Origin of the sequence: Franzmannia qiaohouensis, from assembly GCF_031451695.1 — a bacterium.
In the GTDB taxonomy this organism is placed as follows: Bacteria; Pseudomonadota; Gammaproteobacteria; order Pseudomonadales; family Halomonadaceae; genus Franzmannia; species Franzmannia qiaohouensis.
In genome coordinates this window covers 76,193-100,357 of the sequence record NZ_JARWAM010000013.1, presented here as the reverse complement: position 1 = coordinate 100,357, position 24,165 = coordinate 76,193, and the positions used below count along the sequence as shown (strand labels likewise).

Here is a 24,165-nt window from a genome sequence, read left to right as displayed (position 1 = left end):
AACAAAAGAGGACGCGACCCATGATGACCAATCCGTTGACCAGCAAACGTCCTGACACCCTGGGTATTCGCAACGGTCGACTGGCCGAATGCCCCAGCACGGCCAACAGCGTGTGTAGCCAGGCCGACGACGACGCCCACTACATCGCGCCGCTGAACCCCGGTGATCGTTCCAGAACCGAGCTGATGAAGCGCTTGCAGACAGCACTTGCTGGGTGTGAAGACGCCGAGATCGTCACCGCTTCGGAGGATTACATCCATGCCGAGTGCCGTTCGCCGCTGTTCGGTTTTGTCGACGATCTCGAATTCCTGTGGAGCGAAGAGGAGGCCGTCTGCCATGTGCGTAGCGCTTCGCGGCTGGGCGTCACCGACCTTGGCAAGAATCGCGCCCGGGTCGAAAAGCTGCGCATGCTACTGGAGGGGTGGGGCTTCTGCGAGTAATCGAGAGTTGTGCTAGCTCCTCGACTCTTGCCTGCCCAAGGAGCGCCTGGTGACGTCACTCCACGACTGGGCGCTGACAGCGTCCGAGGCCATCGCCCTTCAGCGTAAGCTGGCGCCACGCGTGATACTCGATGATCGTCTGGATGACGTGCGCACCATCGCCGGGGTGGATATTGGCTTCGAGGCGGCGGGCGAGATCACCCGCGCCGCGGTGGTGGTATTGGCTTGGCCCTCCCTCGAATGCCTCGAACAGCACGTCCATCGTGAGCCCACCCGCATGCCCTATGTGCCCGGGCTACTTTCTTTCCGTGAAGTGCCAGCGGCGCTGTCGGCTTTCGATATGCTGCAGCGGCGCCCGGAGCTGGTCATGGTCGACGGCCAGGGCATCGCTCATCCGCGGCGCCTGGGCGTTGCCGCACATCTCGGCCTGTGGCTCGACCTGCCGACCATTGGCATCGCCAAGTCGCGGCTGTGCGGGCACTACGGTGAGGTGCCCGAGGCCAGGGGCGAATGGACGCCGTTGACCCATCGCGGCGATACCATTGGCGCGGTGTTGCGCACGCGGGAGAACGTCAAGCCGGTGTTCGTCTCACCGGGTCACCGCCTCGGCTTGCCCACTGCGGTCGACTGGGTGGTGCGCTGCCTGGGGCGTACCAAGTTGCCCGAGCCGACTCGCTTGGCTGACCGTCTTGCATCGCGGCGAGGCCGGGTTGGCTGAATGCTGCGGCTAAACGATATCCAGGGGAACGTCATGGCTGGGCACCGGGAAGGCGGCATCGAGCCGGGCGAGTGCCTCGTCATTTAGCGCAATGTCCAGCGCACGAGCGTTCTGCTCGACGTGCTCGCTGCGCACCGCCTTGGGAATGGCGATGACGTCGCGCTTGCCGTCGACGGGGCGGATCGCCCAGGCGAGTAGCAGCTGTGCGGGTGTGATGCCGAGGCCCGAGGAGATTTCGAGCACTTCGGGATGTGTCAGCAGGCTGTCGCGCAGCCGCCCGCCCTGGGCGATAGGGCAGTAGGCCATCAGCGGAATGTCGTGCTGGCGCAGCCAGGGCCGGAGTCGCCGTTCGATGCCGCGTGAGCCGAGGTGATAGAGCACTTGGTTGGTGGCGCACTCGCCACCGCCGGGCACCGCGCTGAGGCTTGCCATTTCATCGTGGTCGAAGTTGGAGACACCGAAACGCCGGATCTTGCCCTGCTCGAGCAGTCGCTCGAAGGCTTCGAGGGTCTCGTCGAGGGGAATGTTGCCCGGCCAGTGCAGCAGGTAGAGGTCCAGGTAGTCGGTGTCGAGGCGTGAGAGGCTCGCCTCGCAGGCGGCAATGGCGCTGTCGCGCCCGGCATTCCAGGGGTAGACCTTGGAGACCAGGAAGGCCTGGTCGCGGCGTCCGGCCAGGGCTTCACCCACGACCCGCTCGGCGCCGCCCTCGGCGTACATCTCGGCGGTATCGATGACGCTCATGCCCAGTTCCAGCCCCTGCTGAAGGGCGCGGACCTCGTCGTGGTGCGGGGCCAGGCCTTCGCCCATGTACCAGGTGCCCTGGCCGATGGCGGGCAGCTCGATGGCGGGCTGGTGGGCGCTGGCAGGAAGGGTTACGTGGGTGGGTTGACGAGCGGCAGCGGCAGGGGCCATGGTGAAGTTCTCCAGTGACATTAGTGGAAACCTGTTTCATGGCATGCTGGCGTAGGATGCGCGCCTTTGCAATGTGCTGAGCTATACTGCTGTGTCAACCGAGGAGCCCGATGTGAGCCAAGCCGACAATGCCGCCCCCGATTGTGTGATGGCCACCCGCCAATGGGTCGAGCAGTTCGTGGTCGGCCACACGGTCTGCCCCTTTGCGGCCCGCGAGGTAGAGGCCGATCGGGTGCGCTATCGCGCGGTGTCTGCCAGAAATTGGGAGGCGCTGCTGACCACCCTGATCGAGGAGTGTCGCGGTCTCGATGCCTCGCCACAGGTCGAGACCACGCTGCTGGTACTCGAAGAAGGTGCCGAGGATTTTGATGACTACCTCGACCTGCTGGCGCTGGCCGAGCGGCTGATGGTCGACCAGGGCTATGAGGGCGTCTATCAGCTGGCCAGCTTCCACCCCGACTACTGCTTTGCCGATGCCGCCGAAGACGCCGTCGAGAACTACACCAACCGCTCGCCGTGGCCGCTGCTGCATCTACTGCGCGAAGCGAGCCTCAGCGCGGTGCTCGAACACCACCCCGACCCCGAGGCGATCCCCGAGCGCAACATGGCGCTGATGGCCGAACTGGGCAGGGCGCAGCTGGCAGCGTCGCTGGCGAAACTACAGGGCTCGCCAGCGGCCGAGTAACGTTTTACCCCACCATGAGGAGCGTGCATGAAACAGGTAACCCGTGCCGGAACCCCCGTCGACGTTGCCGGTGACTTTCCCGAGAAAGGCCAGGCGGCTCCATCGCTGACGCTGACCAATCAGGACATGCAGGACGTGACGCTAGCCGACTTCGCTGGCAAGCGTAAGGTGCTGAACATCATTCCCAGCGTCGACACCCCGACCTGCGCCACCTCGACGCGCAAGTTCAACGAGCTGGCCTCGGGGCTGGCCAACACTGTGGTGCTGGTGGTGTCGGCGGACCTGCCGTTCGCCGCCAAGCGTTTCTGCGGTGCCGAGGGTCTCGACAACGTCATCACCCTGTCGACCTTCCGCCATCCCGGGTTTCATCGCGACTATGGCGTGGCGCTCTCCAGCGGGCCGATGACCGGATTGACCGCGCGGGCGGTGGTAGTACTCGATGAACAAGACCGGGTGATCCATAGTCAACTGGTCGATGAAATCAAGCACGAGCCAGACTACGATGCGGCGCTGGCCGCGCTCGGCTGATCGATCATGGCGGCAGTCGCCGCCAGTCGTTGTGACCGGCCGCCAAGCGGCCGGTACTTCCGTACCACGGATAGGATAGGAGATGACATGAGCATAACCAACAAGGCTTCAGCGCATTGGAAGGGCGATCTCAAGACGGGCCAGGGATCGGTCTCCACCGCCAGCGGGTCGCTCGACAAGACCCCGTACGGCTTCAAGAACCGCTTCGAAGGCGAGCCGGGCACCAACCCCGAGGAGCTGATCGGCGCGGCCCATGCCAGCTGCTTTTCCATGGCGCTGTCGATGATCCTCGGTGAGGCGGGCTTCACCGCCGACAGCATCGATACCCAGGCCACGGTCAAGCTCGACCAGGACGATAGCGGCTTCAGCATTACCGCGATCCACCTGGCTACCACCGCCAAGATCCCCGGCGCCGACGACGCGGCATTTCAGGATGCGGCCAACAAGGCCAAGGCGGGCTGCCCGATCTCCAAGCTGTTCAATGCCGAGATCACTCTCGACGCCACGCTGGCCAACTGACCCACGACGTTCAGCGAACCTGACGGCCACCCATGCGGTGGCCGTCTTGCGCTGGGGCGCTCGCGCGGCGCGTGGCATGCCGGCTGGCGGCCTTGAGCAGGGCGCGAATCAGCCGCTGCTGGGGGCGGTTGAAAATCAGCCACTCGGGGTGCCACTGCACGCCGATCAGGAAATCGTGATCGCGGGACTCGATGCCCTGGACCAGGCCGTCGCGGTCGCGGGCGACGATCTCGATACCGCGTCCCGCCTTGTCCACCGCCTGGTGGTGAAGGCTGTTGATGCGGCACCAACTGACCTTGAGGATGCGATGCAGCCGGCTGGCGCCGACGATGTCGACGGTCTTGCGCGGCAGCACCGTGCGGCGCCGCTTGAGGCCTTCGTGGGTGGTGTAGATGTCCGGATCGAGGGTGCCGCCGAGGTGCACGTTGAGCAGCTGGGCGCCGCGACAGATGCCGAGCACCGGGCAGCCGGCGGGAATGAAACGCTCCAGAAGCTGCAGCTCGAGTTCGTCGCGCTGGGGGTCGACGCGCACGTCGAGCTGCACCTCGCCGCCGTAGAGGTGTGCCTCGATATCGTCGCCACCGCCGATGATCAGCCCGTCGAGTGTGTCGGGCTGGGGGCGTGACGGCGACAGTCGCAGCGGACGGCCGCCGTGGCGCCATACGGCGAACCAGTCGAACCACCAGGCGATGCGGCTCTTGTAGTCGGAGGTGGTAATACCGATCAACGGACGGGGCATGCGACTCCTCAGGACTCGTTCATCCAGCTGCGCAGCTTGTCTAGCCAGCGTGTCATGGGTGATAGCGTGTGGTGCGCGAGATACTCCCGCGAACGCGCTTCGAGGCGCTCGAGGTCCGCGGCGAGGATCTCGACCTCGACCCACAGGTTCCACTCCACCACCGAGCCCCACTGCGGCGCCGAAAGCTGTGCATTGGGCAGCCGGTAGTGGTAGGTCGGGCGCGGCTTGGTCAGCGCGTCGCTGAACATGGCGTCGGGGTAGTCCGGGCGCAACTCGGCGAACAGCGGCAGCATGTCGAGTTCGCGGTTGCGGGTCGGGTTATGCCGTAGGTAGTCGCCGATCAGGGTGTCGAGGTCCGGGGCGTAGTCGGGGTCGAGCACCAGGATCGCATAGGCCTTGGGGAACGGATTGGCGTGGGGGAGCACTTCGCGGGTGATGTCGATGTCGATCTGGTCGCGCAGCCACTCGGCGAGCAGCAGATAGGCGCGCAGATGGGCAAGGATCGAGTCGACGCCGAGGTCCGGCGCCTCGGGGTTGAGGTGCAGGCCGAAGCCGTAGAGCAGGCTGGCGTCGGTGCCCTTGGCGCCATGAGTGCGGAGCGCATCCAATAGCGCATCGAGCTCGCCCAGCTGGTCCCAGGGCACCGGCGGGCAGACGATCTCGGTGGGTACCAGGCCGGCCACCACGTCGCCGATCAGCTCGCGGGTCTTGTTGTGGAATTCGACCCGCATCTGATGGCGCTGGCGATCCCACTCGGCATCGCTGAGTGGCCCTTGTTCGATGACCTTGGTATCGGGGTGCGCCACCTGGGCATCGAGTTCGATGCCGAAGTCGCCCCAGCGGGTGGCCTCGACCCTCAGGCGATGGGGGCTGACCACCACCACCTGGCCGCCGAACAGCTCGCAAACCAGCTGGGCGGCGTTGGCGGGGGTGATGCCGGCAAATTCGATCTCGACGCCGACGCGCCGCACCTTGCCTTCAGCAGTATGCGGGGTCGGGGGTGGGCGCACATCCATGCCGGGCTCCACTGCAGCGATGATGGGTCAGCGCTCAGCCTATCATAAGCGCCTGGCGTAACACGCTACGCTAAAGCGAGCGGCGAGATTCGACTGCCGCCTTTACCGCCGCCGCGGGTCTGTGCAGACTCTGCGTCAACCATCATACCGGAGGAAGCATGCCGCGAGCCGCCCCTGCCCTGTTGCCCGACCGCCTGCTGCGATGTGGCTGGCTGCTGCTGGTACTGCTGTCGCTGTGCGTGGCACTGCCCCAGCAGGCCGACGCCCAGGCCTTGCCATTGTCCGGCTTGACCGGTAGCGACGAAGAGCAGGAAGAGCATGACCCCCAGGCGTTCCTGGAGTCGTTGGATGAGGTGATCGCGACCCTGGAGGATGCCAGCCGCCGTGGCACTCTGGTCGAGAGCCTGCGCGAGCTGCGCGAGGCCGCGGCCCAGGCCGAGGGCGAAGAGCCGACGCTACAGCGGCAGGGCCTGCTAGGCGCCCTGGCAGACACCCTCAGCGATTTCGGCGACCAGGCCGAGGCCGGCCAGTCGCCGCTCGATGTGTGGCAGACCCAGTTCGACCAGGCGCTAAGCGAAAGCCTTGAGCTGCTTGACGAGGCCAGTTCCGGCGAACTGATGCGCCTGGCCATCGAGGCCACGGTGATGCTGGGGATCTGGGTCGGGTTGCTGATTATCCTGATGGCCGCTGCCCGGCTGGTGGCGCAGCGCCACGACTGGCCGCTACGGCTGCCTCGCGAGCCGCGCGCCTGGCAGCTGATCATCCATCTATTGCGCCGCCTGCTGCCTTGGCTGCTGGCGTTCCTGATCATGCTCGGCGTGGGACAGTTCGTGCCGGAGAGCGCTGGGCGTACCCTGGCGCTGGTGGTGGCCTATGTGGCGTTATGCGGCCGGTTGCTGGCGGTGATCGTCGAGGTGGTGATGTCGGCGTTCACCCGCGGTCACCGCTTCGTGGCGGTATCGCACCTGCGTCAGCGTGCGCTGCGCCGGCTGTTTGCGATCGGCGCCCTGGTGGCACTGGCCGATGCGCTGGAGTCGGGCTACCTGATCGAACTGCTCGGCGGAAACCTCTCTTCGCTGCTCTCGGTGCTGGCCAATATCCTCGCCGCGCTGCTGGCGGGTTCCTTCGTGATGCGCTTCAAGCGCCCCATCAAGCACCTGATCCGCAATCGCCCCTACGCCCAGCGCCACCGCTCGAGCACCAGCTATGACCTGATATGGGCGCTGGGGGGGCTATGGCACGTACCGGCGCTGCTGATGGTTGGCGCCTCGCTGCTGGCGATCTTCATCTCGGTGGGCGATGCCGGCGGCGCCCTGACCCGGGCGATCATCTCGGCGTCGCTATTGGTACTGACGCTGGTGGTGACCGGCCTGATTCGCCGCCACGGCGAGACGGTGACCCGGCGCAAGCGCATCTCGCAGTATCGCAAGCGGCTCGAGCGTTTCGGCTATGCGCTGGCACACATGGTCTGCTGGGTGGCGTTCGGCGAGCTCTCGCTGCAGGTATGGGGCGGCTCGCTGCTGGGCCTCGGCCAGCAGGGGGTGGCCAGTGCGCGCATCGGCCAGGCGCTGGTGGCGATCGGCGTCACCATGCTGTTGGCGTGGCTGGCGTGGATCTTTGCCGACACCGCGATCCAGCGCGCCCTGAGCTCCTCGGCGCGGGCCCGCGGGAGGCGCGTCAACAGCGCCCGGGCGCAGACCATCACGCCGCTGATTCGCAACGTGATCTTCGCCACCATCGTGGTGATCGCCGCCATCGTCGGGCTGGCCAACCTCGGCGTCAACGTTACGCCGCTGCTGGCCGGTGCCGGGGTGATCGGCCTGGCGATCGGCTTCGGTGCCCAGACCCTGGTGCAGGATCTGATCACCGGTATCTTCATTCTCATCGAGGACTCGCTGGCCATCGACGACTTCGTCGACCTGGGCGGCCATCTAGGCACCGTCGAAGGCCTTACCCTGCGTACCGTGCGGCTGCGCGACCTCGACGGCATCGTGCACATCATCACCTTCAGCCAGATCCAGTCGATCCATAACATGTCGCGGCAGTTCGGCATCGCCCTGATGCGGGTGCGGATTCCCCATGCGATGAAGATCGACGACGCCATCAGCCTGGTGCGCGAGGTGGCCGATGAGCTGCGCCAGGACCCGATGATGCGCCACCACATCTGGTCGCCGCTGGAGCTGCAGGGCGTCGAGCGCTTCGAGGAGGGCGCGGCGGTGCTACGCATGCGCATGCGCACCGCGCCAGTGATGCAGTGGGACGTGGCGCGCGCCTTCAACCTGCGCCTCAAGCAGCGCATGGAAGAGGATGGCCTGGACATGGCCATGCCGCGGATGAGTATCCAGATGGAGGGTCGCCTTGGCGAAACGCTGGACGAAGGCCAGGGCGAAACCCCCGACGCGCCCCAGGACAGTGCCGGTCGCGAGCCAGGTGAGGCCGGCGTCGCCGATCCGGAGGGCGAGACCAGTCCCAGCGGCGGCTCGCCGAGCTCTGCACCATCGCGTTGATCGAGTGCGCTATCTCAAAGCAGCATATGGCACAGCGCGGCGCCGGCCAGCACGCCCAGCGAGAACAGCCCGGCGATCAGCCAGGGCGCGTGCCACGCCCGCCAGCGGTTGTGCCAGCTTGCGGCATGGCTGAGCCGCTCGACCAGCTCTTCGTGGCGCGAACGGGCGCTGTCCGGGGGTAGCGAGAAGTCGTTGGCCACGCTGTCCTGCCAGTAGGCGCCGTGGGTCAGGCCGAGACGCGCGCGCAGCAGGCCGATATCGCAGAGGGTGGTGTGCAGGGCGTCGTACTCGTCGCGCCGCGATTCGACCTGCAGCACCATCTGGGCGTCGGCCTTGAGCGCACTGTGCTGGCAGGTGTCGATGGCGGTGCGAATCGCCTCCTTGCTGGCGTCGGGGGAGAGGCCCAGACGCTTGTAGAGGTCGCGCATCTCAGCTCACCTCCATCAGGTATTCGTAGGCGCTCTTGATGCGCTGAAAGCGCAGCGAGGCACTGGCCACCCGCGCCTCGCCCTGGGTGTAGACGCGGTCAGGATGGTGGGTCTGGGCCAGGCGGCGATAGGCCTTGCGGATTTCGCTGCGACTGGCGCCGGGCTGCAGCCCCAGCACGATCAGGGCACGACGGGTGCGATCGCCGGGCGGCGGTGCTTGGTCGCCAGCATGGCGACGCTGGCGCTGGTAGTGATGCCGCTCGTCGCGTCGTTCGCGCTCACGCGACTGTTCCTGATAGTCGCGTTCGCGGCGCTGGCGCTCCTGCTCGCGCTGGCTGTTGTGGCGTTCCTGTTGCTGGCGGTGCTGTTCCTGCTGCTGGCGATGATGCTCCTTGGCCTGCCAGTAGCCGGTGCGACTGGGATCGTCGGGATTGGCGAAGGCCTTGCCGGCCACTGCTTCGAACAGCGGCGCGAACTCGCTGGGTGCCACCCCCAGCAGGTCGGCCAGGAAGCGCAGCACATGATGGTTGGCCAGCGACGGTTTGCCGCCCTCGACGGCCAGGGCGATGGCCAGGCGCAGGAAAGGGTAGGCCTGCTCGCCGTGACACTCCTTCTGCAGCAGCTCTGCGGCGAGCTGGATGGCGGCGAGGTCCTGGCTGGCGGCGATCTCGATGATCGGTTCGAGGGCATGGCCGTGGCGAAAGCCGCTGGTCAGTTCGGTGAGCCGTGCGCGCTCGGGATCGCCGATATGACCACGGCTGGCGAGCACCCAGGCGAGCAGCAGCAACGCGGCGCTATCCGCCTGATGACGGCTCTTGAGCAGCAGCAGCTCGAAAGGTGAAAAGCGCGCGATGGGCATTCCCTTGTCTCCACGGGGGTCGCAATTATTGATTATAGGACGTGGCAGCGCCACATGGTCGCCTCGGTCGGCGGCGAAGGCAAGCTCGGCCGCTGCCGTCAGGCGCCGTCGGTTCATGGTATAAACGAGGGGCAGGGCAGTGTCCGCCAGGGAGCAGTGATGGTTAGCGTCGAACGCAAGGAAGGCTTTAACCTCAAGATTTCGCGGGTGCTGCGCGAATCGACCACCCATCGACTGGATCTTTACCTGTTCGTGCCCGGCGAGCTTGGCCTGTCCACCGATGTCATCGCCGAGAATGCTTTTTACCACAGCGCAATCCACGTCAAGCGTACCTACTACAGTGACCGCCACCAGCTGCCGCTGGTGCTTAGCCGGCTGGCGCGGCGCGGCTCGCTGGACAGCGACCAGTATCGCCTCAGCCTGAGCCTCTACGCCTATCAGTACGTGGCGGCACTCGAGCGCGGCGGCCGCGAGCTGCATGATGCCAAGCGCGAAGAGGAGCGCGACGAGGACGAGGCGGCGGCCCAGGCCGCAGCGCGCCAGGCGCGTATCGAGGAGCTGGTCGAGCTGGCGCTGGATATTCTCAAGCGGCTGCGTCGCTCGCGGCCGGAGGACGCCCGACTGCTCAAGTATTTCGCCAACGTCGACAACTATCTGTCGTGGTTTACCGAGCAGCGGCTGCTGTCGCTGGTGGCGCATCTGCCCCGCGACCGCCACTACAAGTCGAACAAGGCACGGCTGCTGGCGATCTGCCAGGCGGAAAGCGACTATCGCCAGGCGCAGGAGTACAACTCGGCGCGGGTTAATCGCGACCCCACGCGAATCTCCAACAAGATGCGCCTGCTGCGGCGGCTGATCGAGTATCCGGTAACCCTCAAGGAGAAGACCCAGGAGCTCGGTGGCGGCGAGGAGAAGGCGGTCAAGGGGCTGGCCACCGCGGTGGTGATGATCTTCGTCTCGCTGGGCCTGCTTCAGGCCCGCGAGAGCATTGGCGATATCACTGCGCTGTTCGTGCTGGTGTTGGCGCTGCTCTATGCGCTGCGCGAGGTATTCAAGGACGACCTGCGTACCACCCTGTGGCGCTGGCTGCGCAAGGGCCGACCCAAGTGGCGGCGACAGTACTACGACGTGCATAGCAACCAGCTGGTGGGGCGTCAGCTCGAGTGGTTCGACTACCAGCGCTTCGCCAAGCTCGATGAAGCGATCAAGACCGCGCGCAAGCGCAACGTGGCCCAGCGCGAGGAGATGGTGCTGCACTACCGCTCGAGCTCACGCATGTCGCCGACGCGCTTTCTCAGCGGCTACGAGCAGACCCGCGAAACCCTGACCCTGGACCTGGCAGTACTCTCGCGGCTGATGGACAAGGCGTCGCACCATGTCTACCGGGTCAAGGATGGCCAGGTGGTGCGCGAGAGCGTCGAGAAGCGTCACCTGATCAACCTGATAACGCGTGAGGTGCAGGGCGACGGCGAGCCGCTGATCCAGCGCTGGAAGGTGGTAATGAGCCGCTCCAAGATCGTCGATATCGAGCCTGCCGAGCCCGGCCAGCCAGCCTCGACTGCGACCACCGGCCGCGACCCGGCAGCAAACGCCGGCGCCCGAGAGTGATAGACTGTGGCTCGACATTTCCGACAGGACTGACTCGCCGATGAGGCTCGTACTACGCTATTTCTTCCGTACCCTGAGACTGCTGCTGGCCCCGGTGATGCTGATCGCCGAGAAGCTCAGCACGCCGCAGGCCGTCGAACGCACCGATGAGGAGCAAGCCGACGTGGATCGTGCCTGTGAGTCCCTGGCGCTCTACCAGTTCCGCACCTGCCCGTTCTGCATCAAGGTGCGCAAGGAGATCGCCCGGCTGGGGCTCAAGATCGAAATCCGCGATGCCCAGCTCGACCCCGACCACCGCCAGGCGCTGCAGGAGGGTGGCGGCAAGGTCAAGGTGCCGTGCCTGCATATCACCCATGACGATGGCAGCGTCGAGTGGCTCTATGAGTCGGACGCCATCAACGCCTACCTGCACAAGCGCTTCGGGGCGGCTTGAGCCGCCGGGATGGAAATATCGCTACAGTGACCCGTGGCTGACCGCTGGGTGGAGTTGGCATCCGCGGTCATTTTCTACTAAAGAAATCGTGAATGTTGCCGATGATAGGGGGAGCACGCCTATACCACCCGGATATTGGCGTCGATCTCCCTTGATTGCGCCAGGCGTGGTTGGCACAGGCTAGGCAGCGTCGACACCGATACCCGTACTTGCAGGCGATTTGGGTCAGTACGAGGATCGAGCGTTGTTTGTCACCCAAACGAGCCGCGGCGTTTTAGGGGCGTCTGCGCTATTGCTGCTGGCCGGGCTTGCCGCCGACATCAAGGCACAGGAATTGGCCCTCGATGACGAGCTGCTACGCCAGCGCGAGCGTGATCGGGCTTTGCAGGAGCGCCTGGAGACGCGGCCGGATGTCCGGCTGTCGGTGCCCCAGGAAGCGGTAGGGCGTTTTCCTGATCATGAATCGCCATGTTTCATCATCGATGCGCTGGAGTGGCAGGGCGAGGCGCTTCAGCGTTTTGCATGGCTCGATGCCGTGGTGGCCGGTGACGGCGGGGACGATACGCCCGTTGGGCGCTGCCTGGGGACCCAAGGTATCAACCTGGTGCTCGAGCGTGCCCAGAATGCGTTGATCGAGCGTGGCTACGTGACCAGCCGGGTACTCGTCGAGCCTCAGGACCTCAGTGATGGCACCCTCACCATTACGCTCTTGCCCGGCCGTATCGCTAGCCTGCGGGTTGCCGATCCCGAGCGTTCGCATGCCACGCTACGCAATGCCGTGCCGGCCGGCCCGGGCGATATCCTCAACCTGCGCGATATCGAGCAGGCGCTGGAGAACTTCCAGCGTCTCCCTTCTGCGGATGTCGATATCCAGATCGCGCCGGGTGAGACGCCCAACCACAGCGATCTGGTTATCGACTATCGTCAGGGGCGGCCGTTACGACCCGCCTGGTCGGTCGACGACAGTGGCAGCGACGCCACTGGGCGCTACCAGAGCGGTGTGACCGTGGCCTACGACAACCTGCTGGGTATCAATGACCTGTTCTATGTTCACCTGGGCAAGGACCTGGGCGGTGGTGACGCCGGTGCACGCGGCAACCGCAGTCGCACCGTGCACTACTCCGTGCCTTGGGGGTACTGGAACCTAGGCGCGACATACAGCGATTACGACTACCACCAGACCGTCGCCGGTGCCTTCGAGGACATCGTTTACGAAGGCGTGAGTGACAATATCAACGTCAATCTCTCCCGGGTCATCCATCGCGATGCCTCGCGCAAGATCACTGCATCGCTCGGTGGCTTCCAGAATCGCTCACGTACCCATATCGATGGCCAGGAAGTCCTGGTGCAGCGCCGCCGGGTGGGAGGCTGGGAAGCCGGGATCGAGCATCGAGAGTTTCTGGGGCCTGCCACGCTCGATTCGGCGCTCTTCTACCAGCGAGGAACCGGTGCATTCGGCTCGCTGCCGGCACCGGGAGAAGCGTTCGGTGAAGGTACGTCGCGCTTTCAAATCGTCACCGCCGATGCCGAGCTCAAGGTGCCGTTCGCGGTGGGCGAGCAGCCACTGCGCTACCTTGGCCAATGGCGACTGCAGCACAATTTCACCCCCCTGGCGCCGTTGGAGCGCTTCTCCATCGGGGGGCGCTATACCGTGCGCGGCTTTAACGATACCGGGCTGTCAGCCGATCGCGGCTGGTTGATCCGCAATGAACTCGAGCTGCCCCTGGGGGGGAGTGGTCAGGCGCTCTATGCCGGGCTCGACTATGGCCGGGTCGGTGGCCCGAGCAGCGAATGGCTGCTCGGCAAGGAGCTAGGGGGAGTGGCGCTCGGTCTGCGAGGCAACCTGTTGCACTTCGTCAACTACGACGTCTTCGTCGCCACGCCGGTCATCCAGCCGGATGGGTTTCGCAGCGACAGCCATGACCTTGGTTTCAGTGTGCATATTGCGTTTTAACGACAGGCCTAAAGTTCCGTTGTTAACGGGTCGATATGCAAATAGGGATCGTTTGCATGTGAGGGAAAGGGAATGAACCGACACTGCTATCGCCTAATCTTCAACAAGGTCAAGGGGCACTGGGTGGTCGCTTCCGAGGCCGCCAGCTCGGAAGGCCAGGAGGGTGTCGCAACGCCTCGTTGCCACATACCGCCAGCGCCGATCGTACGCTGCCCACTGCTGGTTTCCTTCAGGCCATTGACCTGGAGCGTCATGCTGGCGCTCGGCTTGGTGGCAGTGCCGGTTCATGCCCAGATCGCCCCCGATCTCAGTGCCCCAGGTAGCCAACGCCCGCATGTCGTGAACAGCGCCAATGGCACCCCACAGGTCAATATCACCTCCCCCAATGCCAAGGGCGTGTCACGCAACGCCTATCGCCAGTTCGACGTGGATGGCAAGGGCGCGATCCTCAACAACTCCCGCAGCGCAGCGTCGACTCAGATCGGTGGCTGGGTGCAGGGCAACCCCAATCTCGCCAACGGCGAGGCCCGGGTCATCGTCAACGAAGTCAACTCCTCGAATCCTAGCCGGCTGCATGGTGCCGTAGAGGTCGCCGGCAGACGCGCCGAGGTGGTCATTGCCAACCCTGCCGGTATCGATGTCAACGGGGCCGGCTTCATCAACGCCCAGGGCATAACGCTGACCACCGGCCAGCCTCAATACCGCAACGGCGCGCTGGAGGGGTACCGCGTCGAGGGTGGCTCGGTCAGGATTCACGGCAATGGCTTCGACGCCGGCGATGCCGACTATGCCGCCATTCTCACGCGTGCCGCCGAGGTTCAGGCCGGGGTATGGGCAGAGGAGCTCGAGGTCGTCGCCGGTGCCAATCGCATCAGCGCCGACCGCCAGACGATCGATACCATCGACGGCCGGGGGGCGGCACCGGACGTCGCCATCGACGTGGCCCATCTGGGAGGAATGTACGCCGGCAAGATCCATCTCATGGCCACCGAGCGGGGTGTCGGTGTCCATCATGCCGGTGACATGGCCGCCGGTGAGATCGTGGTCGCCGCGGATGGACGCATTACCAATCGTGGGCAGATCGCAGCCCAAGGCGATATGCATCTAGCCAGCCGCGACGACATCGCCAACCACGGCTCAATGAGCGCCGGTGACACACTCGTCGTGACCAGTGGCGGCGAGCTGGCCAATCGCGATAGTGGCACGATCACTGCCAGGAACGACGTTAAGCTATCGGCGGTTGACCTGAGCAGCGACAGCGGCTCCCTGCTCGCCGCCGGCATGCGCGATGATGGGACGTGGAACGCCACTGGCGACCTCACGATGTCGGCGACCCAGGGCATCGACGGCAGCGGGCAGCATATCGCCGCTGGCGGGTTCTACGCCCAGGCGGAGACCGTGGCACTGCGTGACAGCCACACCCAAGCCCGCGAGATCGAGATCGCCGCGGGCCAAGCAGGGATCGATGCCCGCGGCGCGACCCTCTCTGCACAAGAAGCGCTCAGCACGAGAACCTCTGGCACGCTGCGTACCGACGGTGCCAGGGTCGTCGCCGACAGGCTCACTCTCGATGTTGGCAGCCTATCCAATATCGGCGGCGATATCGCACAGCTTGGTGAGCCATCGCTGGCGTTACGGCTGGACGCTTTCGATAACACCTCGGGGCGAGTGGCCAGCAATAGCGGACTCGATATTGCGGCCCAGGCCTTGGATAACTCCGCCGGCATCCTGCAGGCGGTGGACGATCTCACCCTCAACACCGGCCGCCTCAACAACCGCGACGGAGATATCGTCGCCGGCGATGCCCTGGCCGTTGAGGCCAGCGGGGATATCGACAATACCCAGGGGCAATGGCGGGCCGAACGTATCGATATTGCCGCCAGCGGGCTGGACAACACTGCCGGCCTGATCAGTGCCCATGGCGGCGACTTGTATGCGCAGCTGAACGAGCTCGATAACACCCAGGGCCGCCTGGAAAGCGCTGGTGATCTGACCCTCGATATCGCCGATACCCTGACCAACGTAGATGGCGACATCGTGCATGCCGGTGACGGCATGGCGCAGATCGATGCCACCCATATCGCCGGCAGCGATGGCCTGATTGTCAGCCAGGGCGATCTAACGCTGGATGCCAGAGATATCGTTCTCGATGGCGCCACCACTAGTGCCGAGTCCATCGCCCTGCACGCCGAGAACCTTAGCCACCGCCAGGGCGAGATGCAGCAGTTCGGCGATGCCGATGACCTGACGCTTACCATCGGCCAATTGCTGGACAACAGCGGTGGGCTGATCGCCGGCAATGCCGGGCTGGATATCACCGCCCAGGCACTGAGCAACACTGCCGGCACCCTGCAGGCGGTGGACGATATCACCATCAACGCCGGTAGTCTGAACAACCGCGATGGCGATATCGTCGCCGGCGATGCCCTCGCCGTTGAGGCTAGCGGCGATATCGATAATACCCAGGGGCAATGGCGGGCGACGCGGATCGACGTTGCGGCCAACGGGCTGGACAACACCGCGGGCCTGATAAGCGTCAATGGCGGCGATCTGACCCTCGATATCGCCGATGTTCTGACCAACGTAGACGGCGACATCGTGCATGCCGGTGACGGCATGGCGCAGATCGACGCCACGCATATCGCCGGCCGCGATGGACTGATCGTTAGCCAAGGGCGTCTTGCCTTGCGTGGCGAGGATATCGTCCTGGATGGCGCCGCAACCAGCGCCGAGTCCATCGCCCTGCACGCCGAGAACCTTAGCCACCGCCAGGGCGAGATGCAGCAGTTCGGCGATGCCGATGACCTGACGCTTAGCATCGGCCAGGCGCTGGACAACAGCGAAGGGCGGATTGCCGGCAACGCTGGGCTGGATATCACTGCCCAGGCATTGACCAATACCGCTGGCACCCTGCAGGCGGTGGACGATCTCTCCATCAATGCCGGCAGCCTCAACAACCGCGATGGCGATATCGTTACTGGCGGTCAACTCAGCGTTACCGCTTCCGGCAGCGTCGACAACCGCGGCGGTGACCTGATCGGCGAGCAAGGCATCGCGCTGCGCGCGGCATCGCTGGACAATCGTTCGGGAATGCTGGGTGCACTGCAAGGCCAACTGACGGTGGAGGCAGGGGCGCTCGACAATACCCAGGGCCGGGTGGAAACCGCCGGTGACCTGTCTCTGGATATCGCTGGGACACTGACCAATGCAGACGGCGAGATCGTGCATGCGGGGGACGGCGTGGCGCAGGTCGATGCCACGCGTTTAGACGGCAGCGATGGCCTTATCGCCAGCCAGGGTTCGCTGATGCTGGCGGCCGACAATATCGACTTCGATGGGGCCATTACTAGCGCCGAGCGCATTACCGTTCAGGCCGGGCGACTCAGTCACCACCGGGGTGAGATGTCGCAGTATGGCGATGATGCCGAGCTGCTGTTGGCGATTTACGAAGAGCTGGATAATCGTGAAGGATGGATCGTTAGCCACGCCGACCTCTCGGTCGATGCCGGTGATCTCGTCAATCGTTCGGGCATGCTGCAGGCGGCGGGAAACCTCAGCCTTGATAGCGGTGAATTGGACAATCGGCAAGGTGAGATCCTCGCTGGCGGGAGCCTGTTCTTCGACGCCGACGGACGACTCGATAACAGCGGAGGCCGCGTCCTGGCTTCCCGCGACGCCACGCTATTGGCCACTTCTCTCGTCAACGTCGATGGCCTGCTCGCTACCCTGGAGGGCGACCTCGCCCTGGATATCGTTGGGGCCATCAATAACCGTCGGGGCCGTGTTGAAGCAGGCGGTGAGCTGACCTCGGTCAGTCGTGCCCTCGACAATCGCGACGGAGAGATCGTTGCTACCCGGACAGACCTCGATACTCAAGCGCGCAGCCTGGACAACCGTGGTGGTCTGATTGCCGCTCGGGAGTCGCTCGAGCTGGCCAGCGGCGAGTTCGACAACGCCGGCGGCACGCTGCAAGCGGGTGGCGATCTCTCTCTCGACACCCACGACAAGGCGCTGCTCAATACGCAGGCTGGCACGATCCTCGGCGAAGGCGACGTGTCGTTGACGGTGGGAGGTCTCGACAACACGGCGGGCCTGATCGGTGCCGGCACGAGGCTCGACCTCCAGGCCAGCTCCGTGACCAATCGCAACGGCGGCGCACTACTGAGCGAAGCCGATATGCAACTCGCGGCTGCTAGCCTCGACAACCGTGGTGGCCAACTCCAGGCCCTGGGTGACGCGAGCCTCGACATCGGCGGCACCCTGAGTAATCAGGGCGGCTTGATTCGCGCCGGCAAGACGCTGGAGGTAAGCGCGAGCCAGGTAAGCAATCGCCAGACCCAGGGCGACGATCAAGGCATCGAGGCGCGCGCGATTCAGCTGGAGGCCGGTGAGCTCGACAACCGCCAAGGCACCATCCGCGCCGACCGACTGGCCGACATCCAGATGGATGAAGGCGTGAACAACCGCGATGGCCTGATCTCGTCCCTCGATACGCTGGCCATACGCGCCAATGACATCGATAACCGCGATGGCACCCTGATCGCAGACCGATCCCTCGATTTGACGACGGCAAAGCTGACCGGCGATGGCCGCGTCCTGTCGCTGGGCGACCTGGCACTGCGGCTGGCCAGCGATTTCACCCTCGCCGAGGGCGGCGAGCTGATGGCGGCGGGCGATCTACACCTTGCCTCCTCGGGCACGATCGACAACCGGGGTAAGCTGAGGGCTGGCGAAACCCTCGACATCGATGCCGCACGCCTGATCAATGCCGCCAGTGGCGAGCTCTCCGGCACCACTACCCATATCGATGCCGGGCACCTGACCAATCGCGGCCTGATCGACGGGGTAGAGACCCTTATCGCAGCCGATGTGCTCGAAAATCTCGGTAGCGGGCGTATCTACGGCGATCGGCTGGGAATCGAGGCAGGTACTCTTAACAACGATAATGAAGACGGACAGGCCGCCGTGATCGCCGCCCGCGAGCGACTGAACCTCGGCGTGGGTAACCTGACGAATCGCGATGACGCGCTTATCTTCAGCGCTGGCGATATGGCCATCGGCGGCTCGTTGAACGGCAGCGGCCAGGCCAGGGGGCAGGCCGGGCGGGTGCGCAACGCCAGCGCGACCATCGAGGCGCTTGGCAATCTAAGCCTGTCTACTGCACGGCTAGACAACACCAATGAGCATTTCGAAACCGAGTTGGTGCAGGTGGCGGATTTGCCGCAAGGAATCTATATCCAGCCGCAAGGATGGGACGAGAAGCTGCCTGTAGGTGCATTTACTTGGGTGAGTGGCGGTAACTACGGTCGTTATCGTCATCGAGATAGCGGGGTAACCGTCTCGCGTTGGACGGAATATGATATCGAACGCACTCAATATGAAAGCCAAGTAGTGCACTCTCAGCCAGGGCAGATATTGGCGGGTGGAGATATCCATCTTTCCGGTGGCAATTTGCTTAATGATAAAAGCCGGATTATTGCCGGAGGGGAAGTATCTGGAGATCTGGTCAACCTGAGTAATATCGAAGCGACGGGGCAGCGTATATTCGATGAGACGGGCATGAGGCGGCAGAGCTCGACCTCCACAAGGCGCGAGCAGGATTGTGGAGAGCAGGGGTGTCCGTCTAGACGTGTCACATATCGTTATTATACCGACTGGGAACCTCACACGGGTCAATCCTCCGAGACGTTCCTTATGCCTGCCAGTGAGGTGCGAGAAGGCGGTACATTCTCCGGCAGTGGAACTCAACTGGCAGCTCATAGTGCCGCGTCCCTAAACGCCTCTGCTCAGGGCGCGAATGGCGCTCAGGTAAGTCTCCAGACCAACAGGTCTGGTGCTAGCGTGATCGAAGTGCCCGCCTTGCGTCCGCCCGTAGCTAACGCCGAGAGCAGCCTGGCGCTCGGTGACTGGATAGCGAGTGTGAGGGAGGGCCTCGAAGGGTTGGCCGCCATGCCGGCAGATATTCAGAGGCTGGTGGCGAGCCATCACTCTCTCGACGAGGGGGATGTCGAGCGGTTGACGGCACTTCTCAACGACATGGTGGGGCGATCCTCGGCGAGTCCTGCGGATGCTGCACCACTCGGCGTGATCCGCAGCGTGATGCCCACTATCAACCTGCCGGCCAATAGCCTCTTCCAGGTCAATCCCGCACCTACGGCTCACTATCTGGTCGAGACCGATCCTCGCTTCACCAACCAGCGTGAGTGGTTAGGGTCGGACTATATGCTCAATGCCCTGCAGAGTGATCCGAGCACGACCCATAAGCGCCTGGGCGATGGCTTCTACGAGCAGCGCGTGGTCAACGAGCAGATCATGCAGTTGACCGGGCAGCGCTACCTGGCAGGCCATGGCAACGATGACGATCAGTATCGGGCACTGATGAATGCTGGCATTACCTTCGCCGAGCAGCATGGCTTGCGTCCCGGCGTGGCTTTGACTGCCGAGCAGATGGCCCAGCTCACCAGCGATATTGTCTGGCTGGTTGAGCAAACCGTGACCCTAGAGGATGGCTCCACCGTCACTGTCCTGGTACCCCAGGTCTATGTCCGGGTTCGCGAGGGCGACCTGCAGGGCGATGGCACCTTGATTGCCGGGAACTCCCTGGCGCTGGATGTGAAGAACGACATCGCCAATACCGGTACCCTGGCCGGCCGTGAGCTCGTCTCGCTGACGGCGGAGAACATTGCCAACCTGGGCGGCCGTATCGGTGGTAATCGGGTCGACCTCGACGCACGCAACGATCTTGACAATATCGGTGGCCAGATAACCGCCGGCGACTCACTGGCGCTGCAGGCTGGGCGCGATTTGACGCTGGCCAGCACCTCGGAGCGCCTGGCCGGGCTGTACGTCACCGAGGCTGGTGGCCGCTTGAGCGCCACCGCTGGCCGCGACCTGAGCGTCGTCGGTGCCGACCTCGACAGCGCCGGTGATCTTCGGCTCGGCGCCGGTCGCGACCTGGATATCACTAGCACCCTGAGCCACGAGACGCGCTGGGGTGGCATAAGCAAGCGCAGTGAACTGGAGCGTGAAGCGAGCTTGTCGGCAGGTAACGACCTGATACTCGACGCCGGGCGTGATCTCACCCTCACGGCGGTCGACGTCAGTGCCCAGGGCAGCGGCCTGCTCAGTGCCGGTCGCGACCTGAGCCTTGAGACATTGACGACGCAAGAGAGCCTACGCTCATGGCGCAACACGACCCGGGAGAGTGAAGAGATCGGCACCCAGCTGGAGATCGGCGGCAGCCTCGCGCTCCTCGCCGGGCAGGACATCACCGCTCGTGCCGCCCAGCTCAATGCCGGCGACGATCTGACCCTCTCCGCCGGGCGCGATATCAGCCTCGACGCTGGGCGCTCCCAGCAGTACGAAGAGACGCGCCGGGGGCGCACCCACACCATCGACAGCCAGACCCGGGTGCAATCCACCACCCTCGAGGCCGGTGGCGACCTGAACCTACAAGCCGGCAACGATCTACGCCTCACCGCCAGCCAGTTGCAGGCCGGTGGCAGCGCAGCCCTGATGGCCGGTAACCGGATCGACCTGCTCACCGCCCAGGAGGAGGACTACTCCCTCTACGAGTACCGCCGCAGCGGCCTATTCAGCAGCCGCCACCAGCGCGACGAAGTCCGCGATATCCGCGAAGTCGGCACCCAGATCAATGCAGGCAACGATATCGCCCTCGTCAGCGGCGGCGACCAGTCCTACCGGGGCGTAAGACTGGACGCCGGCCAGGACCTGGCCCTGCTTAGCGGCGGCAATATCGCCTTCGATATGGCCAGCGACCTGCGCCAGGAATCCCACGAGCGCAGCCGCAGCAGCTTCGTGCGCCAATCGGCCAGTGGTGAAGGCACGACCAGGGAGACACTGCGCCAGAATGAGCTGGTCGCGCAGGGTGAAATCTTGATCGAGGCGGAGCAGGGTATTCATGCCCTCTATGCTGCCCGAGGAGACGAAAGCCTCGATCAGGCCATTGAGCGTACCGTTGCTAATAACCCGGATCTCGCTTGGCTTCAGGCCTTACAAGGTCGAGACGACGTGACCTGGGAGAGCATCGAAGCCTTCCGCGACGAGTGGAGCTATAGCCAGAGCGGCCTGAGTCCGATAGCAAGCACTATTCTGACGGCGGTGGTTTCTTACTACACAGCGGGGGCTGTTAGCGGCATGGTCGGTAACCTCTCTGGAGCCGCCGCCGGATCGCAAGCGACCTTTGCTGCAGGCGCCACGACGGCAAGTGGCACGACGATTGCTGCGGGCTCCGGCAATGCCATTCTCTCCGGCATGGCGGGTGGTGCAGTGGGTAGTGGCGTGGGCGCATTCAGCCAGGGTAGCGACTGGCAAGAAGCGGCTTGGCGAGGTGGCATTACCGGCGGCTTTACGGGCTATCTGAGTGGGGGGACATACTACGATAACCCTATCACGCTCACACAAGATGCAGGCAAATTCCTGGCCGAAGCCAACTTTATGGACTTTGCCAAAACAGCCATGTATGTCGGCATGAAGCCTTTAATTTCGGATGCTCAGAGAAAGGTGGCGGAAGAATTGGGGGTGAATCCTGATGAATTGAATTGGTTATTGATGGCGAGCTCTATTGCAGGAGACTCTATCCTTGATGAGAATGAAGTTAGATATAAGTGGCGGGATGAGCAGTTTTCACAGAGCGATTATGTCGGAGGAAGAGGGTGGCTACATCGAGGATTTGGACACACCGTTTTTGATGCGGTTGATACAGCTTTGACATATCAAGGGCTACCGACTAATACCGTCAGAAACTATCTTTACGATACAGCACGTCCCGCAGAATATAACAGTTTTACTGGCCATAGTCTGGGAACAGGTGATGCTGCTTACCTTGCACGTTATGGCCATGTGGAGCAGGCATACTTGCACTCCTTGCCGCTTGGTATCGTAGCGCCTCCAAATGCGGAAGTAACGCTAGGAAGCTGGGACTTGATCAATGGGGGACGATTGGGCTTATTATTTAATTGGGATGCTAATGTAGTGCCTGCGTGGCCTTGGCAACATCCATTTGGACATTATTATGAATTTATTGAAACTAGTGATTAGTCTGTCTGTAGCTATGGGGCTTGCGGCGTGCGTACCATTCTCTGTCTATCAAGTCGCTCAGTTTGGGCAAGGAACATTTTCTGCTCGGCCGGATAGATTTTTAGTCGATCCGGAAAACTACCCAAAATTTAAGCTAGTGGGTGAGAGTAGAGAAGGCCCCGTAATGGGGGGTTATAATTCTCTTGGACATTCTTCTCCTGCGCTTGAGGAAGATGATGCTTGGTTTGTTAGATACCGTATCGGGAATAGGTTTCTAATGGACTCGGTTGATTTTTCAGAAAGGCATAAGCAAATGAGGTGCGATACCTATATTGGAAGAACATCGCAGCGAACGATTGATCGGTGCCGACAAAGAGATGAAGGTGATTTTTTGTTGATGATGTATGTAAAAAGTTCTGGAGAGGCCTATGGCTGGCAGCATATTAAAAACTACGAAAGATCGGTAGATAAGACCTCATTCTTTCATATTGATGATACTGGTGACTGGTCTGGCCAGCCTTGGTTTGAGTGCGTAGCCCGGTGTGACAAGTTGGAGCGAATGCAGCGCGAAGAACAGGAATATCCCGACCCGTATGGTGGTCCGGGGCAAGGGCGGATTAGCTTTTGAAGGCTATTGCTCTTCGCGTTGCAACGGGCCGGAGCAGCAGGCTTTTGCGTAGTGGCCGCCACCAGCGCGACGAAGTTCGCGATATCCGTAAAATTGGCACTCAGGTCGACGGCAACTTGCTGACTTGGGCCCGGCGATGATCTGCTATTTGCTGACATCCGGATTAAATTGCTCTCCAGTGATAGAGAGCTGAGTCTGTTACACGTACGCAGGGAAATGTTATGAAAAAGCTAATTGCTGTTATTTTCGGAGTGCTCGTCTTTTCAGGGTGTGCGCCTATATCTTATATGGGCGTTCCAGAGGGAACTCCGTCGGAAGAGTATGCGCGTATCGTGACTGCCCCTAGTATTATCCGGCCGCCCATTATTGGGATGTTGTATAGTATTGGAATGGTATGTGTAGATGGAGAGGTCTTTAGATATTCGACAGGGGAGGTGTCTAGAATTAGCGAAGCCGTGGTTTCCAAAGGTGTGCATCACGTTAAATTACGCTTGGATAGAGGAGGGAGTGCAATGCCGATTGCTTATACTACCTTATGGCTAGACGCTCAACCAGGGCATACCTACGTGGCAAAATTTGAAGTTAGTAGGCGTCAATTCAGGATATGGTTCGAGGATGAGGATAGTGGGGAGCAAGTGGGCGGCCTTATTGGTTCGGAACCATATATTGTGGCGGATGAAAAGCGCTGTGTATAACTTGACAAGAGATATGAAAATCAGACTGGCCGTGGCCATAGCTACTTTGGTGATGCTGCAAGGATGTGCTGCCAATATAGTGTACCAGGCTTATCAAGGTGAGCTTGGTGAGGAAGGAAGGGCGCGACTAATAGGAACAGAGCTGCCTACTCCAGGAGTTTGCGTGGCACAGGGGCCGATAATCACACTGGCATCAATAAATGGCGAGTCAACTTATCAGCCACAGTTTGACTACCACCGCTGCCTGTATCCTACAGAAGCACTACTGGCACCTGGGGAAACACGGGTTGTGGCCCTGTATGCACATGGTGGTTCTCCCCAGCCAATGAGGGCTTGTTTCATTGCAGAGGCCGGTAAAACCTATAAGGCAATCGGTCTGGTGGATGGCTACCAAGTCAACATGCAGGTCGTAGATGCTGATGAACCTCGGCTTGTGGCTGAAAGATGTGATTGATTT

The 24,165-nt window shown here is 62.9% G+C and carries 18 protein-coding genes; 13 read left to right on the top strand and 5 right to left on the bottom strand.

Features of this window, described 5'->3' with window-relative positions; translation table 11 throughout:
* Nucleotides 1-20: 20 nt before the first annotated feature.
* Together QC821_RS16965 and nfi are read left to right on the top strand one after the other, a co-directional pair.
* On the top strand, nucleotides 21-440 hold the full coding sequence (locus tag QC821_RS16965; protein ID WP_309723985.1) for a DUF1499 domain-containing protein: 420 nt from the start codon (nucleotides 21-23) through the stop codon (nucleotides 438-440).
* Nucleotides 441-486: 46 nt separating this feature from the next.
* Entirely contained in the window at nucleotides 487-1,158 is a 672-nt protein-coding gene (gene nfi / locus QC821_RS16960) for a deoxyribonuclease V (protein ID WP_309724046.1), read from the top strand.
* 9 nt (nucleotides 1,159-1,167) lie between these two features.
* On the opposite strand, the gene QC821_RS16955 is transcribed toward nfi, so the two are convergent.
* On the bottom strand, nucleotides 1,168-2,070 hold the full coding sequence (locus QC821_RS16955; RefSeq protein ID WP_309723984.1) for an aldo/keto reductase: 903 nt from the start codon (nucleotides 2,068-2,070) through the stop codon (nucleotides 1,168-1,170).
* Nucleotides 2,071-2,182: 112 nt separating this feature from the next.
* Between QC821_RS16955 and QC821_RS16950 the strand changes: the two genes are divergently transcribed.
* The 3 genes from QC821_RS16950 (at nucleotide 2,183) to QC821_RS16940 (ending at nucleotide 3,802) form a co-directional block, all read left to right on the top strand.
* Nucleotides 2,183-2,755 carry a DUF1415 domain-containing protein gene (locus QC821_RS16950; RefSeq protein WP_309723982.1) on the top strand — a complete coding sequence of 191 codons (573 nt, stop codon included), beginning with the start codon at nucleotides 2,183-2,185 and terminating at the stop codon, nucleotides 2,753-2,755.
* A 27-nt stretch (nucleotides 2,756-2,782) separates the two neighbouring features.
* Entirely contained in the window at nucleotides 2,783-3,283 is a 501-nt protein-coding gene (tpx, locus tag QC821_RS16945; protein ID WP_309723980.1) for a thiol peroxidase, read from the top strand.
* 87 nt (nucleotides 3,284-3,370) lie between these two features.
* A complete protein-coding gene (locus QC821_RS16940) occupies nucleotides 3,371-3,802 on the top strand; it encodes an OsmC family protein (protein WP_309723978.1) in 432 nt (143 codons plus the stop codon).
* 10 nt (nucleotides 3,803-3,812) lie between these two features.
* On the opposite strand, the gene QC821_RS16935 is transcribed toward QC821_RS16940, so the two are convergent.
* Nucleotides 3,813-4,541 (bottom strand): gamma-glutamyl-gamma-aminobutyrate hydrolase family protein, encoded by a 729-nt coding sequence (locus tag QC821_RS16935; protein ID WP_309723976.1) that lies wholly within the window; start codon nucleotides 4,539-4,541, stop codon nucleotides 3,813-3,815.
* Between the two features lie 8 nt (nucleotides 4,542-4,549).
* Nucleotides 4,550-5,557 (bottom strand): amidoligase family protein, encoded by a 1,008-nt coding sequence (locus QC821_RS16930; protein ID WP_309723975.1) that lies wholly within the window; start codon nucleotides 5,555-5,557, stop codon nucleotides 4,550-4,552.
* A gap of 158 nt (nucleotides 5,558-5,715) precedes the next feature.
* Between QC821_RS16930 and QC821_RS16925 the strand changes: the two genes are divergently transcribed.
* On the top strand, nucleotides 5,716-8,064 hold the full coding sequence (locus QC821_RS16925) for a mechanosensitive ion channel family protein (RefSeq protein WP_309723973.1): 2,349 nt from the start codon (nucleotides 5,716-5,718) through the stop codon (nucleotides 8,062-8,064).
* A gap of 14 nt (nucleotides 8,065-8,078) precedes the next feature.
* Here QC821_RS16925 and QC821_RS16920 read toward each other — a convergent pair whose 3' ends face one another.
* Nucleotides 8,079-8,492 carry a hypothetical protein gene (locus QC821_RS16920; protein ID WP_309723971.1) on the bottom strand — a complete coding sequence of 138 codons (414 nt, stop codon included), beginning with the start codon at nucleotides 8,490-8,492 and terminating at the stop codon, nucleotides 8,079-8,081.
* A gap of 1 nt (nucleotide 8,493) precedes the next feature.
* The gene (locus tag QC821_RS16915; protein ID WP_309723970.1) at nucleotides 8,494-9,351 is read right to left on the bottom strand and encodes a J domain-containing protein; all 858 of its coding nucleotides are present in this window, start codon (nucleotides 9,349-9,351) and stop codon (nucleotides 8,494-8,496) included.
* 159 nt (nucleotides 9,352-9,510) lie between these two features.
* Between QC821_RS16915 and QC821_RS16910 the strand changes: the two genes are divergently transcribed.
* From QC821_RS16910 to QC821_RS16880, 7 genes are all read left to right on the top strand, one after another.
* Nucleotides 9,511-10,959, top strand: a complete 1,449-nt coding sequence (locus QC821_RS16910; protein WP_309723968.1) for a hypothetical protein — start codon at nucleotides 9,511-9,513, stop codon at nucleotides 10,957-10,959.
* Between the two features lie 40 nt (nucleotides 10,960-10,999).
* A complete protein-coding gene (locus QC821_RS16905) occupies nucleotides 11,000-11,392 on the top strand; it encodes a glutaredoxin family protein (RefSeq protein WP_309723966.1) in 393 nt (130 codons plus the stop codon).
* A gap of 244 nt (nucleotides 11,393-11,636) precedes the next feature.
* Nucleotides 11,637-13,346 (top strand): ShlB/FhaC/HecB family hemolysin secretion/activation protein, encoded by a 1,710-nt coding sequence (locus QC821_RS16900; protein WP_309723965.1) that lies wholly within the window; start codon nucleotides 11,637-11,639, stop codon nucleotides 13,344-13,346.
* Nucleotides 13,347-13,418: 72 nt separating this feature from the next.
* Nucleotides 13,419-22,406, top strand: coding sequence for a two-partner secretion domain-containing protein (locus QC821_RS16895; RefSeq protein ID WP_309723963.1), 8,988 nt, complete (start codon nucleotides 13,419-13,421; stop codon nucleotides 22,404-22,406).
* Nucleotides 22,381-23,013: a hypothetical protein gene (locus QC821_RS16890; protein ID WP_309723961.1), complete on the top strand. Its 633-nt coding sequence runs from the start codon at nucleotides 22,381-22,383 to the stop codon at nucleotides 23,011-23,013. The genes QC821_RS16895 and QC821_RS16890 overlap by 26 nt, the downstream gene beginning before the upstream one ends.
* A 221-nt stretch (nucleotides 23,014-23,234) precedes the next feature.
* The gene (locus tag QC821_RS16885) at nucleotides 23,235-23,708 is read left to right on the top strand and encodes a hypothetical protein (protein ID WP_309723959.1); all 474 of its coding nucleotides are present in this window, start codon (nucleotides 23,235-23,237) and stop codon (nucleotides 23,706-23,708) included.
* Between the two features lie 13 nt (nucleotides 23,709-23,721).
* Complete coding sequence (locus QC821_RS16880) at nucleotides 23,722-24,162, top strand: hypothetical protein (RefSeq protein ID WP_309723957.1); 441 nt, start codon at nucleotides 23,722-23,724, stop codon at nucleotides 24,160-24,162.
* Nucleotides 24,163-24,165 lie beyond the last annotated feature (3 nt).

What these genes read in the sequence shown, in the direction of transcription:
- QC821_RS16965 (WP_309723985.1), top strand. Translation starts at nt 21, where the DNA reads ATGATGACCAATCCGTTGACCAGCAAACGTCCTGACACCCTGGGTATT.
- QC821_RS16955 (WP_309723984.1), bottom strand. Translation starts at nt 2,070, where the DNA reads ATGGCCCCTGCCGCTGCCGCTCGTCAACCCACCCACGTAACCCTTCCT.
- tpx (WP_309723980.1), top strand. Translation starts at nt 2,783, where the DNA reads ATGAAACAGGTAACCCGTGCCGGAACCCCCGTCGACGTTGCCGGTGAC.
- QC821_RS16940 (WP_309723978.1), top strand. Translation starts at nt 3,371, where the DNA reads ATGAGCATAACCAACAAGGCTTCAGCGCATTGGAAGGGCGATCTCAAG.
- QC821_RS16935 (WP_309723976.1), bottom strand. Translation starts at nt 4,541, where the DNA reads ATGCCCCGTCCGTTGATCGGTATTACCACCTCCGACTACAAGAGCCGC.
- QC821_RS16930 (WP_309723975.1), bottom strand. Translation starts at nt 5,557, where the DNA reads ATGGATGTGCGCCCACCCCCGACCCCGCATACTGCTGAAGGCAAGGTG.
- QC821_RS16925 (WP_309723973.1), top strand. Translation starts at nt 5,716, where the DNA reads ATGCCGCGAGCCGCCCCTGCCCTGTTGCCCGACCGCCTGCTGCGATGT.
- QC821_RS16920 (WP_309723971.1), bottom strand. Translation starts at nt 8,492, where the DNA reads ATGCGCGACCTCTACAAGCGTCTGGGCCTCTCCCCCGACGCCAGCAAG.
- QC821_RS16915 (WP_309723970.1), bottom strand. Translation starts at nt 9,351, where the DNA reads ATGCCCATCGCGCGCTTTTCACCTTTCGAGCTGCTGCTGCTCAAGAGC.
- QC821_RS16910 (WP_309723968.1), top strand. Translation starts at nt 9,511, where the DNA reads ATGGTTAGCGTCGAACGCAAGGAAGGCTTTAACCTCAAGATTTCGCGG.
- QC821_RS16905 (WP_309723966.1), top strand. Translation starts at nt 11,000, where the DNA reads ATGAGGCTCGTACTACGCTATTTCTTCCGTACCCTGAGACTGCTGCTG.
- QC821_RS16895 (WP_309723963.1), top strand. Translation starts at nt 13,419, where the DNA reads ATGAACCGACACTGCTATCGCCTAATCTTCAACAAGGTCAAGGGGCAC.
- QC821_RS16890 (WP_309723961.1), top strand. Translation starts at nt 22,381, where the DNA reads ATGAATTTATTGAAACTAGTGATTAGTCTGTCTGTAGCTATGGGGCTT.
- QC821_RS16885 (WP_309723959.1), top strand. Translation starts at nt 23,235, where the DNA reads ATGAAAAAGCTAATTGCTGTTATTTTCGGAGTGCTCGTCTTTTCAGGG.
- QC821_RS16880 (WP_309723957.1), top strand. Translation starts at nt 23,722, where the DNA reads ATGAAAATCAGACTGGCCGTGGCCATAGCTACTTTGGTGATGCTGCAA.